This is a genomic window from Yersinia massiliensis CCUG 53443 (genome assembly GCF_000312485.1).
Classification (GTDB): Bacteria; Pseudomonadota; Gammaproteobacteria; order Enterobacterales; family Enterobacteriaceae; genus Yersinia; species Yersinia massiliensis.
Genome location: NZ_HE997645.1, coordinates 110,321 through 124,863 on the forward strand (window position 1 = coordinate 110,321; position 14,543 = coordinate 124,863).

Genomic DNA, 14,543 nt, shown 5'->3' on the forward strand with positions numbered 1-14,543 from the left:
CCAACTAAAGGTCTGCACCTATTGACCTCCTTAAGACAACAGAAAAAACCACTTGGGTGGCATTTGTCACCCACCTTCACTTTCTAGGTCACACTTTTCTGCCAATTCAGCCAAACACCAACCGAACAAAAAGACTGATTTCAAAGACACAATTTGGCAGTCCATTCTCTACACCGTCTGACAAAATTGTCAGAGAACCGTCAGTCTGATGTCAGGTTGTCTTCGCTAGAATCACGTCTAAGACTAACCACCGCTGATTGAAGGAATGAAACAGTGAGAATGATAAAAGTACTTAGCGGATTTCTGGCGATGATTGTCATGGGTTTTATGGGACAGGCTGCTTTCGCATCAGATAATTCATCTGCGCAGTCTCGCACACTGATTATCTATTTTTCACAGCCAGAGGAAATGAAACCTGATGCCGTGGACGGTTTTTCTGGAGCCAGTGTATTACAAAAAAATACCCCAGAGACCGGCAGCACTCAGTTTGTTGCGCAGTTGATTCAGAAACAGACTAACGGCGATCTGTTTCGCATTGAAACCGCCACCCTCTACCCTCGCCAGCATGATGCACTGTTACGCGTTGCCGAAAAGGAGCAGCAAACTAACGCCAGACCCTCGCTAAAAACGCCGCTCCCCAACCTGAGCGATTACGACACCATTTACGTCGGTTATCCCATCTGGTGGTACACCATGCCAATGGTGATATATGGCCTTTTTGAGCAAAATGACTTTGCCGGTAAAACGGTCATTCCCTTTACCACCCATGGTGGCAGCCGGTTAGCCGACTCCCTGCAAGAAATTGCCCGCATGCAGCCACAGGCCAAATTAGTTACTCGGGCGCTCGCTATCTCGCGCAACGATATTTCAGATCCTGACGTCCCCACACAAGTTGAGCAATGGGTGAAACAAGTCCAGCCCCAACGTTAATCCATCGACATGAAGAAAATTTATATTTTCCAAGTCATGCAAGATGCGCTGATGACGTTACTTCTGCTGATACTGATGGGGTTTCACTTGCACGGTGAAATCGTGCATGAATGGGCAGGTATTCTCTTTACGCTGCTCATTATTTTGCATTTATACCTTAATAGGCATAGCTTGTGGTTACTATCGCCTAAGCTTCCTTTAACGATGAGGAGAGTTAGCAGAGTCATTAATGCAGTGACATTCGTTGTCATCCTAACGGCTATTATCTCTGGCATGATGCTGTCCCGACATATCCTTCTGGATCTGCCGTTCCATAACCCGGCGATCTGGGTTAGAAAAGTGCACATGACATCGGTCCACTGGGGAATGATCATTCTGGCGCTACATATTGGGTTGCACTGGAAAATGCTGGCAACGTTTTCCTGTCAGGTCTTGAAAATCACCAGCAACTCACACTTTGCAAATGTCATTATGCCGGTTTTTTTTTCGATAATTGCACTTCTGGGGTTGTACGGGTTGCTGAATCAGGACTATCTCAACTATTTGTTGATGAAGGTTGATTTCTCCTTTTTCGACTACGACGAGTCCGCCCTTCTTTTTTATTTACGCTACCTCTCCATTATTGTTTTATTTTCATTAATCACACGGTTTTTGCTTTGGTATTTTATTTTTAGAAAATACAAAGCCGTGCCACCGCAATAGAGGTTTACTTTCCCGTGCGCGTATTCATCGACCTGCGCCCAATTTCTTGACGCGCAATTGCTATAGAAAGGCTCGTTTATGGTATGAGCCGACCGTCAGCCCCTCAAAATTAATGAATATAACTAATAAGCCCTAGCTCATTACCCCATCTAATAGAATAAATCACTTTGCATTATAATTTTCTTGGTTAATAGCTTAAGGATAACGTCATGCAAACTGTAAAACTGAACAACGGGATGGAAATGCCCCTGCTGGGCTTTGGCGTATTTCAGATGACGGATACTGCCGAATGCGAGAAAGCCGTAATCGATGCGATTGAAACGGGGTATCGCCTGATTGATACCGCTGCGTCTTATCAGAATGAAACTCAGGTCGGGAATGCACTGAAACAGAGCGGTATCGCCCGCAACGAGCTCTTTGTTACGACCAAGCTGTGGCTCCAGGATACCCATTACGAAGGCGCTAAAGCCCAGTTCGAACGCTCTCTGAATCGGCTGCAACTTGATTACGTTGACCTGTACCTAATTCACCAGCCTTACGGTGATGTCCATGGAGCTTGGCGTGCCATGGAAGAATTACAACAGGCAGGCAAAATTCGCGCCATTGGGGTGAGCAACTTCCATCCTGACAGATTGGCCGATCTTATTGCCTTCAATAAAGTTGCCCCTGCGGTTAACCAGATTGAAGTTAACCCCTTCAACCAGCAACTGCATGCCGTTCCGTGGATGCAAAGCCACGGTATTCAGCCGGAAGCCTGGGCACCGTTTGCTGAAGGTAAAAATGGTCTGTTCCAGCATCCCATATTAACGGCGATGGGTCAGAAGTACGGCAAAAGCGTGGGTCAGGTTGTTCTACGGTGGATCTTCCAGCGTGGCATCGTTTCGCTGGCTAAATCAGTGCGAAAAGAACGTATGGAAGAGAACATCAACATTCTCGATTTTGAACTCAGTTCTGAAGATATGCTGCAGATTACCGCACTTGATACCGCAACCAGCGCATTCTTCTCTCACCGCGATCCCGCGATGGTTGAGTGGCTGACTGGCCGCAAACTTGACGTTTAACACCTTTGTACATCAGCGGTATCAGTTGGTATCGCTGATTTCTATTCCGAGAAACGCAGTGCATCGATCATCGGCGCTGAAGCGGGTGGATCCCAGCATCATAAAGCACAATAATCATCGTGATACTGTTCAATCAAAATCTGGAATAAACCCCTCTTTTCGCAAAGCATGAATGACACCACGTATCAGATCTGATTTCGAAAAACCGGCGGTATAAATTCTCGATCCCACTTCAACTGGTTGTAAAAGGCCACGATCAACTAACTTACCAATCTGATAGGTAATTTGAGCCGACTTCAATCCCGGCAAAACCCCTTTTAAATCGCTGGCTTTTACCGTCCCTTGGCTAATCGTCCGCTTAAGAATTTTATATTCCGTCTCATTGATTACCCCACGCCCTTTGGAATACTCGAGCGCGGGATAAAGAATTTTTGAGTTTAAAAAGTGATAATTCGAGAGCTTATCGACTTTCTTTAACTCCGCCGATATACCGGTAAGAACATATAGGCACCATTGCTCTAGCCCCTCAACAGCACCCGTATCCGCTTCGGCCAGCATCGAGTAATAGCGCTCACGATCATTACAAAAAACCGCTGTTGGGTTTAACACCCGCCCACTGGTTTTCACATTAAAACCGTACTTAATCAGCAAAGAATAAGTCAGTAGGCGAACCGTTCTACCATTGCCATTACCAAATGGATGAATCCAGCCAAAACGGTGATGTGCGAGAGCCACTTTCATCAGATCATATTTTGGCGCGTCTGCGCGATTCATAAACTCGACCAATTCCTGCATATAAGTCGGAACATGGATGAATTCAGGCGGCAAATGAGTTGATTGAGCAATGCTCACCCCGTGACTACGATAGGCACCCGGTGTTTTATCCCCTTCCCGCTCAAGCCCATTTACCGTCATGGCATGCAGTTCTCGGACAAAATACTCCGTGATATCTCCACCAGCATGCAGATGCTCGTCAATAAAGTTCATGGCATGTTCAATGTTACCAATCTCTTTCAATTGATCCGTGGAGTCCTCAGCCCCTTCAACTTTACTTTCAACGTAATCGGCTAACGTTGTATGGTTACCTTCGATTCTTGCTGATCCCAAGCTTTCTAGCATATGAAAAATACTTTTTAGCTGGGCAAATAACAGAGGATGCACGGCGGTTTCAATGCGCAGGTGTCTCAGTAACTCAAGCTCGGTCAACGCATCAACCAGTGGCGAGTCGAAGCTAGGGTTTAACAGTGCTAAATCATAGTGATTAAAGTTAGGCATATAATTAGATTATCTCAAATTTTAAATATAATTATCTTAAAAATAGATTAAAAAACACTTTATAGCCAATATGTTAACATATTATTATTTGTAGATTATCTCAAAATCAACTTTATGATTATCTCAAAAATCCGCAGCAATACATCTCATTAGATATCACTACTTACCAAACTAAGATCAGTACTCTCCCCCTATGACTACCACGCCACTGATACCACTCTCAGTGATAGCGTCAGAGGTCCCCACTATTATTAGCAGATTTCAATAGACGGACGCGTATATAGGAATGACTCAATTAGCTTGAGAAAGACGGAATTACTGGGTTTGATGTACTTCGGGAGATGCTACGAGACGTTAGATTGGAGCGGGTGAAGGGAATCGAACCCTCGTATAGAGCTTGGGAAGCTCTCGTTCTACCATTGAACTACACCCGCATCGATGTGCGGCTTGCATTATAACCGGTTCTTTGACGTGGGCAAGCGAAGATACTGTCTAAGCGCCGGTATTTTAAGCGATTAGATAAATAAATTGAGATGCTGCTGTTTTGAGACAACCATGACGTTCAGTAAAAAGGGCGCCGTAGCGCCCTAATACTCATTGTTGTACCACTAACCAATGTCGCTTACTTAACTGGGCGCATGGCTGGGAACAAGATAACGTCGCGGATGGTATGGCTGTTGGTGAACAGCATCACCATACGGTCGATACCAATCCCTAGGCCAGCAGTCGGTGGCAAGCCATGTTCCAATGCGGTGACGTAATCTTCATCGAAGAACATTGCTTCATCATCGCCTGCTTCTTTGGCGCTAACTTGATCAGCGAAACGCTGCGCTTGGTCTTCGGCATCATTGAGCTCAGAGAAGCCGTTACCAATCTCACGGCCACCGATGAAGAATTCGAAGCGGTCAGTGATAAATGGATTGTCATCATTACGACGTGCCAACGGGGAGACTTCTGCTGGGTATTCGGTGATGAAGGTTGGCTGAATCAAATGACTCTCTGCTGTCTCTTCGAAGATCTCGCATTGAACGCGGCCCAAGCCCCAGCTTTTCTCAACCTTGACGCCTAATGACTCCGCAATCGCCACGGCTTTGTCCATATCGTCCAAATCTGCGACGTTGGTTTCAGGGCGATATTTGCAGATGGCTTCTTTCATCGTTAATTTGGCGAACGGCTTGCCAAAATCAAACGTCTGCTCACCATACTGCACCACACTGCTGCCTAGAATAGTTTCGGTCAACGTGCGGAACAACTCTTCGGTCAACACGATAAGATCTTTGTAATCCGCATAAGCCATATAGAGTTCCATCATGGTGAACTCAGGGTTATGGCGCGGTGAAACACCTTCATTACGGAAGTTGCGGTTGATTTCAAAAACGCGTTCAAAACCACCCACCACCAGACGCTTCAAATACAGTTCTGGCGCGATACGCAAATACATATCGATATCCAGCGCATTATGATGCGTGACAAACGGACGTGCAGAAGCGCCGCCAGGAATCACCTGCATCATAGGGGTTTCGACTTCCATGAAGCCTTTTTCCACCATGAAGCTACGGATGCCAGACATCACTTGTGAGCGAACTTTGAAGGTATGGCGAGATTCGTCATTCGCGATCAAATCCAGATAGCGTTGACGGTAGCGAGTTTCCTGATCGGCCAGACCGTGGAACTTATCTGGCAGCGGACGCAGTGCTTTGGTCAGCAAACGCAGTTCGCTACAATGGATAGACAGCTCACCGGTTTTGGTTTTAAACAACTTACCGCGTGCACCCAGAATATCGCCCAAATCCCACTTTTTGAATTCTTCGTTATAAACGCCTTCCGGGAGGTCATCACGGGAAACGTATAACTGAATACGACCACCGACATCTTGCAGCGTGACGAATGAGGCTTTACCCATGATACGGCGAGTCATCATTCGACCAGCAACGGTCACTTCAATATTCAGCGCTTCTAATTCTTCGTTTTCTTTGCTGCCGTACTCAGCATGCAACTGGTCAGAAAGATGCTCACGGCGGAAATCATTAGGGAATGCAATTCCCTTCTCCCGCAGCGCAACCAGTTTTTCCCGACGAGCTTGTAACTCACTGTTGAGTTCTTGCGTTTGGTCAGCGACTTGCGTTTTTTGCTCTGACATCTCAGTTCCTTATAACCCGGCTTTCAAACTTGCTTCGATGAATCTGTCCAGATCACCATCCAATACCGCTTGCGTGTTACGTGTTTCCACGCCGGTACGCAAATCTTTGATACGGGAGTCATCCAGTACATAAGAACGGATCTGGCTGCCCCAACCGATATCGGACTTGTTGTCTTCCAGAATCTGTTTATCAGCATTTTTCTTTTGCATCTCAAACTCATACAGCTTCGCTTTTAGCTGTTTCATGGCTTGATCTTTGTTTTTATGCTGAGAACGGTCATTCTGGCATTGAGTCACAATATTGGTTGGAATATGGGTAATACGTACCGCAGATTCCGTTTTGTTGACGTGCTGACCACCCGCGCCAGATGCGCGATAAACGTCAATACGTAAGTCTGCCGGATTGATTTCGATATCAATATCGTCGTCCACTTCAGGATAGACAAAGGCAGAACTGAAAGAGGTATGACGGCGGCCGCCTGAGTCAAACGGGCTTTTACGGACCAGACGATGTACGCCAGTTTCAGTACGTAACCAGCCAAACGCGTACTCACCAATAATTTTAATGGTGGCAGACTTCAAGCCCGCTACATCACCATCCGACTCTTCAATGATTTCAGTTTTGAAACCCTTGGATTCAGCCCAACGCAGATACATACGCAGCAGCATACTGCACCAGTCCTGAGCTTCAGTACCACCTGAACCGGCTTGCAGATCCAAATAGCAGTTGGCGCTATCGTATTCACCAGAGAACATACGGCGGAATTCAAGCTGGCCCAGCTTGCCATCAAGGATATCTAACTCAGCAACGGCTTCGTTAAACGTCTCTTCGTCGTCAGCTTCAATCGCCAATTCTAGCAAGCCAGTCACGTCTTCCATGCCTTGATCCAATTGATCAATGGTGGTGACGATTTCTTCGAGTGCAGAACGCTCTTTACCCAGCGCTTGCGCGCGCTCAGGTTCATTCCAGACGTCGGGCTGTTCTAGCTCGGCGTTTACTTCTTCCAGTCGCTCTTTCTTGGCATCATAGTCAAAGATACCCCCTAAGAACGGCAGTACGCTCAGACAGATCCTGAATTCGGTTTTTTACCGGGTTTATTTCAAACATGATTTAAAGTCTTACGTTGAGTCGTCGATGACGGAGTGTCATTAGAACCGGTAATTCTAACGGATCTTAACCACGGTTTATAGCAAGTTGACTATATTTCCTGCGTACTGACCATGATTTCCTCCGTACCGGTCATGGTTACCGGAATAACCGCCCGCCTTGCACCAAATCACGAATGAATACCCGTGATTTGGGCTTCACTCGAGACGAACTAATAAGGCCACAAATGTTGGATCAGCAACTGGACACTGCGGTTACCGCGAAACTCATTAATATCGAGCTTATACGCGAGCTTAACTTCACGTACGCTGCTGTCTGGCCATAAAGTCGTATCGATATTAAACGCGATGCCATCGAGCAAAGGCCCGCCATCTAATGGCTCAACCATGAGTTTCAGATGCCGCTCCCCCACTAGCCGCTGTTGTAAAATGCGGAATCTGCCATCAAAAGTGGGTTCTGGGAATGATTGCCCCCAAGGGCCGCCATCGCGGAGCAACTCTGCCGTTTCAATCGATAAATCGTTGCCTTTCAGTTCACCATCAGACCAGACCACGCCTTCTAATTGCGAAGCATCCATCCACTCACCGACTAAATCAGCAAAACATTGACGGAATTCATCGAATTTATCCTGCTCTAGCGATAATCCTGCCGCCATTGCATGCCCGCCAAACTTCAGAATCAAGCCAGGGTTTAAGGTATCGAGGCGTTCAAGGGCATCACGCATATGTAAACCCGCCACACTGCGGCCAGAGCCTTTTAGTAAACCCTCTCCTGCAGGGGCAAATGCAATCACGGGCCGATGAAAACGTTCTTTAATTCGTGAGGCCAAAATACCCACCACACCTTGATGCCACTCGGGGTGATACATCGCGATACCGTAAGGTAACTCAGTACTGGTGCGCTCCAATTGGTCACACAGTTGCAGGGCTTCGACCTGCATACCTTGCTCTATCTCGCGGCGAGTCTGATTAAGGCTATCAAGATCGATTGCCAGTGCGCGAGCCTGAGCAATGTCGTCACTGAGCAGCAGCGCCACCCCAATAGACATATCATCCAAGCGCCCTGCTGCATTCAGCCGAGGACCGAGAGAGAAACCCAAGTCATTAGCGGCTAACTGCTTGGCATCACGATTCGCCACTTCCAGTAATGCGCGGATCCCTGGGCGGCATTTCCCTGCACGGATACGGCTAAGGCCTTGATGTACCAATATGCGATTATTGGCATCCAGTGGCACCACATCAGCAACAGTGCCCAGTGCAACTAAATCCAGCAATTCCGCTAAATTGGGGACAGCTAGCGCACGTTGCTCAAACCAGCCACTGTCTCTGAGGCGAGTACGTAATGCCAACATCAGATAAAAAGTGACACCGACCCCCGCGAGAGATTTAGACAGAAAATCGCAACCGGCTAAATTGGGGTTAATGATGGCTTCAGCCGCAGGCAGTGTTTCACCGGGTAAATGATGATCGGTAACCAGCACTTGAATGCCCTTGCCATGTGCCAAGTCCACCCCTGCATGGGAGGAAATACCGTTATCTACCGTGACAATCAGTTCCGCGCCAAGGGCGGCAACTTGCTCGACGACTTCAGGGCTAAGCCCGTAGCCATCGTCAAAACGATTTGGCACTAAGTAATCAATATTACTGCCACCCATGCTGCGCAACGCCAGCACGGCCAGTGCCGTGCTTGTCGCACCATCAGCATCAAAATCGCCGACGATCACGATGCGCCGACGATCAGACAGAGCCTGTTGCAATAGGGTGACACCCGCATCAATGCCGTCGAGTTGCTGCCATGCCAGCAGCCCCTTGACACCGCGCTCTAGTTCTTCTGAACTTGTCACACCACGGCTGGCATAAAGGCGGCGTAACAGAGGATGCAATTGTTCAGGCAAATGGCTGCCATCCACTTCTTCACGACGACGAAGTTGAGTTTTCAATGTCACGGGGGATTAATCCGCTGCTTTTGAGGAAGCCTGATGCTTATTCAGCACCTGCAACATCTCTTTGGGTTCCATATACCCCGGAACAACGGTGCCATTTTGCAGCACAATAGCTGGTGTACCTTGAATACCAAACTGCACACCTAGCTGGTAATGCTTGCTGATATCCGTTTTGCAGGTCGCTGGCGAGATCTCAGTACCTTTCATCGCTTCATCGAATGCTTTGTTACGATCAGCCATACACCAGATGGAACGCATGTCTTTCTCTGCTTGAGAACTTAGCCCCTGACGTGGGAAAGCTAGGTAACGTACCGTAATCCCCAGTGCGTTATAGTCTTTCATCTGCTCATGCAATTTATGGCAGTAGCCACAGGTAATGTCAGTAAACACCGTCACTACATGCTTTTCCTGCGGCGCTTTGTACACAATCATTTCGCTGCTCAATGCTTCCATTCTTTTCACTAACGATTGATTGGTCACATTAACCGGCTGGGTGCCACTAACGTCATACAACGGCCCTTGCAACAGATGCTTACCGTCGGCCGACATATAGAGCACACCACTTTCAGTCATTACCGTACTTAAACCGGGGATCGGCGAGGGTTGGATATCCGCATGCTGAATATCTAATTTTTTCAGTGTTTGCTGGATAGCGGTTTCGTCAGCATGAGCCAAACCAGTGAGAGCCGCGATTAACATCGGCAACAGTAATAAACTCTTTTTCATATATAAATCCTATCCTTTTCCACGCGACGATTAAGCGCGCGGATGATGCTGTTGATGTAGCTGCTTCAAACGTTCAGTGGCTACATGGGTATATATTTGGGTCGTCGACAGATCACTGTGGCCCAATAACATTTGTACCACACGTAGGTCCGCACCATGATTCAACAGGTGCGTGGCAAAAGCATGCCGTAATACGTGGGGTGAAAGCCGTTCACTATCTATACCCGCAAGGATCGCATAGTGTTTGATGCGATGCCAGAAAGTCTGGCGGGTCATTTGTTGGCAACGGTTGCTGGGGAAGAGCACATCCAGCGACTGACCATTGATAAGCCACGGTCGCCCGTGCTCCATATAATTCTCAATCCAATAAACGGCTTCCTCGCCCAAAGGCACGAGTCGCTCTTTATTACCTTTACCGATAACCCGCACCACACCTTGGCGCAAACTCACGTCGCTGATGGTCAGACCAACCAGTTCAGATACCCGTAGGCCGGTAGCGTAGAGCACCTCTAGCATTGCTTTATCACGCAATTCCAGCGGGATATCGATATTAGGTGAATTAAGCAACGCATCAACCTGCGCTTCACTTAAATCTTTCGGTAAACGCTGCGGTAGTTTAGGCGATGACAGCAGCGCTGTTGGGTCATCATCGCGTAATTTTTCGCGATATAAATATTGAAATAACCGCCGCATCGCACTCAGTAAACGAGCAGAACTGGTGGCTTTATATCCACCCTCAACACGCTCAGCAAGGAAAGATTGCAAGTCCTGCGAACCGGCGCGCATTAAATCACTGCCGTGGTGTTCCAACCATCCGGTTAATGCATGTAAATCCAAACGGTATGAGGCCAGTGTATTTTCTGCCAAATTCCGCTCCAGCCACAGCGCATCTAGAAACTGTTCAATCAGGGGATTATTTTGCTGCTGCATCGCGATTGCTCTCTTTGATTGAACTCAGCCGCCATTATGCCTGATGACGGGACAAATCTGGTACACTCGATGCTATTCCTTATTAGTAATGCTATGGCTATACATCATGAAGATTGGTCTCTTTTACGGCTCCAGCACCTGTTACACCGAGATGGTGGCAGAAAAAATCCGCGATATTCTCGGTGAAGATTTGGTCGACCTCCACAATCTGAAGGATGTCAGTCCCCGCGTGATGGAAGAGTATTCCATCCTAATTTTGGGGATACCGACTTGGGATTTCGGCGAGTTGCAGGAGGATTGGGAAGCCGTTTGGCCGCAATTAACACAGCTTGATCTTAAGGGAAAGATTGTTGCCATGTATGGCATGGGTGATCAATTCGGTTATAGCGAATGGTTCTTAGATGCCCTTGGCATGCTACATGACCATATTGCCCCGCTGGGTGTGAAATTTATTGGTTTTTGGCCCACCGAGGGATTTGAATTTACCAGTCCGAAGCCCCTTAGCGCTGATGGCAAACACTTTGTCGGTTTGGCGCTGGATGAAGTCAATCAGTACGATTTAAGTGAGGCGCGGATTGAACAATGGTGTGAGCAGATTCTGTTAGAAATGGATGCGCTGCTTTAGCCGAATGGTATTGAGAATCAGATAAACGGGCAGCAAATGTGCCCGTTTTGCTTTAATGTTTGCTTACTTTAATGCTTTCTTACTTCAATGTTCTCTTTCTTAACTAACGTTGCCACACGCGCTTACTTCCACAAACGGAATTTATCCTGCGAACCGCCTCCCGCGGGCATTGGGTCTATCGGCATTCCCTCCTCAGCAGTTTCAGGCACCGTTGTTTCGCTGCTTTGTGTTCCGGTCAAACGTTGCGCTGAAGCCACCTGATACCAGTCTAATTGGCGAGTCAGGATCATCACGGCCGCCAGAACGATAAACAACAACCCAGCCCCCAGTAACAGCGCATTGTCTTCTGATTGCAGCAAACCATACAACACACCGTAAAGCAGTAATAAACCCCCAGCAAAACACATGCCCCGCAACCGCCCACCTAGAACAGCACTCAGATAAATGGCAATCAAGGCGCTGCAACTCAGGCTAGCGATGATGTACGCCAGCGTGAAACCAAGGTGCTCAGCGAACGCCAATAACATCAGATAGAACAAGACTAATGCCGCGCCAACCAACAAATATTGAATAGGGTGGACGCGCAGTGACGTTAAACTTTCAAACAGGAAGAAACTGAAAAATGTCAGGCCAATAAACAAAATGGCATATTTGATCGCCCGTGCCGTCAACTGATAATGGTCAACTGGCTCAATCAGACTGGTATTAAATGCCGGTAACTCATTGAAATCAAGGCGGGAGTTATCGCTTGCAAAGTTAATATTCATGCTATTAGCCAGCCAGTTACTACTCCAATGGGCACGAAAACCATTCTCATCAACTTTGCGCTGCATCGGTAGGAATTCGCCGATAAAGTTAGGATGTGGCCAGTTACTCTGTAACGTCAGTTCGCTGTTACGCCCAACAGGGACGACTGAAAGGCTGTTGGTACCAATCAGGGTCAACTTAAAATCAATATCAAATTTGCCTTGCTGGATTTGTGCCAAAGTCAGCGGTACATGAACGCCTTGTGTACCACCGCGCCCCATAAATACCCCTGGCTCAAAGTTCATTTTTTCATCGCCCAACGTCAGTGGCGAAATCTGCTGAATGCCCCGTGAATCACTTAATGCCAATACCAGCGACGGTGCCCCAATGATGACGCCTTCGCGCGCCAAGTCATCCAGAGATGAAGGCTCGAATTGCCCATGAAAATAGAATTCACCTTGATATACCTGAGCTTTATAAATTCCCAGTTGGCGGACATCGACATTTGGCGCACCTTTGACGGTCATGACTTCAGGCAATAAATAACGGTGATGATAGACACGCTGGCCTTGCTTTTTGCCGTCAACTTCAGTTACCACCCATTCGCTATAAGGCACCACGATGAGTGGACCTAGAATCTTCTGCGCTCGACTGGTGCTATCGCTGACTTTATCAATCACACTTTGGCGATAGCCGCTACGCTCATCGATAACGTTCAACAGCATTTCTTTTGGGATCATCATCAACAGAATTAAGCCCAGCAATGTGGCTATTTTCCAAAACAGAACGGATTTAAACATGACTTGCACTCCTTTTAAGGTCAGGAGAGCAGCCTAACGACGTGAAGTGAAAGGAGAATGAGGTTATGTGAAGTGAGCGTGAAGTTAGCCGTTAAACGTTATCTATCGGTAACATCAAGCGGGCGGTTACGCCTTGCGGCTGGCGGTTTTCCAACGAAATAGTGCCTCGATGAATTGCCGCGACCTCGCGAACAAAATTCAGCCCCAGCCCCGTACTTTTAGGGGTATTGGCTCTGGGCAGTGAATAAAAACGGTCGAAGATCCGCGCTTGGGCATATTCGGGAATACCACTGCCACTGTCTTCAACCGTAATGACATAGTTATCCGCTTGCCGCTCACCGCGCAATGTCACTTTGCCCCCTTCAGGCGTAAAATCCAGTGCATTATCAATGAGATTGCTCAGTGCTTGGCTCAGTAATAAGGCATCACCCGTGATCATCGCGCTATCGGCGCCCAAAAAGCGCAAGTCAATACCACGGCTGACCGCCTGAGCTTCTGTGCCATTATAGACTTGCTGCAATATCGGGCGGATTTCCAACGGGGAAAGTTGCAGGTCGACTCGGCTCTCTAACCGTGCCTGAATAAGCATTTTATCGACTAACTGTTGGATACGGGCACTTTGCTGCTCAATATTGAGTAGAAAACGCTGGGCAGTGACCGGTGGTGGGGACTCCCGTAATAATTCCGCCGCGCCGGTAATAGCTGCCAACGGACTTTTCAGTTCATGAGTCAACGTGTGAACGTATTGTTCGATATAGGCTTTGCCATCCAATTTCAGGCGCATGCTTTCTAATGCTTGCGCTAAGTCATTGAGCTCGCTGCTCCCCATCGCCGGTAACACGACGGGCTGTCCCTGCGCGACTTGCTCGGCGTAGTTGACCAATTTACCGATTGCACGGTTGATCCACCAAACAAAACCCAATCCGATCAGCAGTGCGATACCCAATAACACGCCGCCAGCTAACAAGATTTTACGTTCACTGCGTTTGATAACCGGTGCCATCGATATATTGGGTTTCCCCACGCTGAGCACCCCCATAATTTTATTACCAACCATGACTGGTGCGGCGACATACATCACCGAACTTTGCTCATCATTGGGGTCACTGCGGGTACTGCGCGCACCATATTCGCCGCGCAGCGTTAACCATACGTCATTCCAGCGTGAATAATCCTGCCCCACCGCTTTGCTGGAAGAATCAAAAATGACTTGCCCATTAGCATCGGTTAGATAGACCCGATATTCGTTACGATCTTTGCGAATTCCTTCAATGTTGGCTCCGATTGGCCGCAAATTCAGCGATGCAAAGGCTTGTGCCAACTGGCCGTCCGCAACCTTGTTTTGCAACATGTCCTGCCGAGCAAACTGTGCCAGTAAGGTCGCGGTATCCACCAATGTGCCTTCGGTGGCTCGCCGTACGCCTGGTTTAACTTCCTGCACAAAAATGCGGATCACAAAGTAACCCGCAATAGCCACGATCAGAAAATAGCCCAGTAACAGTCGAATACCAATTTTCATAATAAATAGCTCATGGGCAATGGCTCATCATCGGCAGC

General features: G+C 47.8%; 12 protein-coding genes and 1 tRNA gene. 4 read left to right on the forward strand and 9 right to left on the reverse strand.

The annotated features are described in order from the left end of the window. The first annotated feature begins 279 nt into the window (after positions 1 to 279). The 3 genes from BN68_RS13075 (at position 280) to BN68_RS13085 (ending at position 2,693) form a co-directional block, all read left to right on the forward strand. A complete protein-coding gene (locus BN68_RS13075) occupies positions 280 to 930 on the forward strand; it encodes a flavodoxin (RefSeq protein WP_019211603.1) in 651 nt (216 codons plus the stop codon). Positions 931 to 939: 9 nt separating this feature from the next. Continuing rightward, positions 940 to 1,632 carry a DUF4405 domain-containing protein gene (locus tag BN68_RS13080; protein WP_019211604.1) on the forward strand — a complete coding sequence of 231 codons (693 nt, stop codon included), beginning with the start codon at positions 940 to 942 and terminating at the stop codon, positions 1,630 to 1,632. 209 nt (positions 1,633 to 1,841) lie between these two features. After that, positions 1,842 to 2,693, forward strand: a complete 852-nt coding sequence (locus tag BN68_RS13085; protein WP_019211605.1) for an aldo/keto reductase — start codon at positions 1,842 to 1,844, stop codon at positions 2,691 to 2,693. A 129-nt stretch (positions 2,694 to 2,822) separates the two neighbouring features. Here BN68_RS13085 and BN68_RS13090 read toward each other — a convergent pair whose 3' ends face one another. From BN68_RS13090 to xerD, 7 genes are all read right to left on the reverse strand, one after another. Continuing rightward, positions 2,823 to 3,968, reverse strand: coding sequence for a Fic family protein (locus BN68_RS13090; protein ID WP_019211606.1), 1,146 nt, complete (start codon positions 3,966 to 3,968; stop codon positions 2,823 to 2,825). A gap of 360 nt (positions 3,969 to 4,328) precedes the next feature. Beyond that, positions 4,329 to 4,402: transfer RNA gene (locus BN68_RS13095), tRNA-Gly, on the reverse strand. Between the two features lie 188 nt (positions 4,403 to 4,590). Continuing rightward, on the reverse strand, positions 4,591 to 6,108 hold the full coding sequence (gene lysS / locus BN68_RS13100; protein WP_019211607.1) for a lysine--tRNA ligase: 1,518 nt from the start codon (positions 6,106 to 6,108) through the stop codon (positions 4,591 to 4,593). 9 nt (positions 6,109 to 6,117) lie between these two features. Continuing rightward, positions 6,118 to 7,216, reverse strand: a protein-coding gene (gene prfB, locus BN68_RS13105; RefSeq protein ID WP_098904924.1) for a peptide chain release factor 2 whose coding sequence is annotated in 2 segments (ribosomal slippage) — positions 6,118 to 7,140 and positions 7,142 to 7,216 — 1,098 coding nt in all. Because the reading frame shifts where the segments join, the coding sequence is not laid out codon by codon here. A gap of 211 nt (positions 7,217 to 7,427) precedes the next feature. Continuing rightward, positions 7,428 to 9,161, reverse strand: coding sequence for a single-stranded-DNA-specific exonuclease RecJ (recJ, locus tag BN68_RS13110; protein ID WP_019211609.1), 1,734 nt, complete (start codon positions 9,159 to 9,161; stop codon positions 7,428 to 7,430). 6 nt (positions 9,162 to 9,167) lie between these two features. Further along, entirely contained in the window at positions 9,168 to 9,884 is a 717-nt protein-coding gene (gene dsbC, locus BN68_RS13115; protein ID WP_019211610.1) for a bifunctional protein-disulfide isomerase/oxidoreductase DsbC, read from the reverse strand. A 30-nt stretch (positions 9,885 to 9,914) separates the two neighbouring features. Continuing rightward, positions 9,915 to 10,814: a site-specific tyrosine recombinase XerD gene (xerD, locus tag BN68_RS13120; RefSeq protein ID WP_019211611.1), complete on the reverse strand. Its 900-nt coding sequence runs from the start codon at positions 10,812 to 10,814 to the stop codon at positions 9,915 to 9,917. Between the two features lie 106 nt (positions 10,815 to 10,920). Between xerD and fldB the strand changes: the two genes are divergently transcribed. Beyond that, positions 10,921 to 11,439 (forward strand): flavodoxin FldB, encoded by a 519-nt coding sequence (gene fldB / locus BN68_RS13125; protein WP_019211612.1) that lies wholly within the window; start codon positions 10,921 to 10,923, stop codon positions 11,437 to 11,439. Positions 11,440 to 11,561: 122 nt separating this feature from the next. Here fldB and creD read toward each other — a convergent pair whose 3' ends face one another. Together creD and creC are read right to left on the reverse strand one after the other, a co-directional pair. Further along, positions 11,562 to 12,986 (reverse strand): cell envelope integrity protein CreD, encoded by a 1,425-nt coding sequence (creD, locus tag BN68_RS13130; RefSeq protein WP_019211613.1) that lies wholly within the window; start codon positions 12,984 to 12,986, stop codon positions 11,562 to 11,564. Positions 12,987 to 13,077: 91 nt separating this feature from the next. Continuing rightward, on the reverse strand, positions 13,078 to 14,505 hold the full coding sequence (creC, locus tag BN68_RS13135; RefSeq protein WP_019211614.1) for a two-component system sensor histidine kinase CreC: 1,428 nt from the start codon (positions 14,503 to 14,505) through the stop codon (positions 13,078 to 13,080). Positions 14,506 to 14,543: the final 38 nt, after the last annotated feature.

What these genes read in the sequence shown, in the direction of transcription:
- BN68_RS13075 (WP_019211603.1), top strand. Translation starts at nt 280, where the DNA reads ATGATAAAAGTACTTAGCGGATTTCTGGCGATGATTGTCATGGGTTTT.
- BN68_RS13080 (WP_019211604.1), top strand. Translation starts at nt 940, where the DNA reads ATGAAGAAAATTTATATTTTCCAAGTCATGCAAGATGCGCTGATGACG.
- BN68_RS13085 (WP_019211605.1), top strand. Translation starts at nt 1,842, where the DNA reads ATGCAAACTGTAAAACTGAACAACGGGATGGAAATGCCCCTGCTGGGC.
- BN68_RS13090 (WP_019211606.1), bottom strand. Translation starts at nt 3,968, where the DNA reads ATGCCTAACTTTAATCACTATGATTTAGCACTGTTAAACCCTAGCTTC.
- lysS (WP_019211607.1), bottom strand. Translation starts at nt 6,108, where the DNA reads ATGTCAGAGCAAAAAACGCAAGTCGCTGACCAAACGCAAGAACTCAAC.
- dsbC (WP_019211610.1), bottom strand. Translation starts at nt 9,884, where the DNA reads ATGAAAAAGAGTTTATTACTGTTGCCGATGTTAATCGCGGCTCTCACT.
- xerD (WP_019211611.1), bottom strand. Translation starts at nt 10,814, where the DNA reads ATGCAGCAGCAAAATAATCCCCTGATTGAACAGTTTCTAGATGCGCTG.
- fldB (WP_019211612.1), top strand. Translation starts at nt 10,921, where the DNA reads ATGAAGATTGGTCTCTTTTACGGCTCCAGCACCTGTTACACCGAGATG.
- creD (WP_019211613.1), bottom strand. Translation starts at nt 12,986, where the DNA reads ATGTTTAAATCCGTTCTGTTTTGGAAAATAGCCACATTGCTGGGCTTA.
- creC (WP_019211614.1), bottom strand. Translation starts at nt 14,505, where the DNA reads ATGAAAATTGGTATTCGACTGTTACTGGGCTATTTTCTGATCGTGGCT.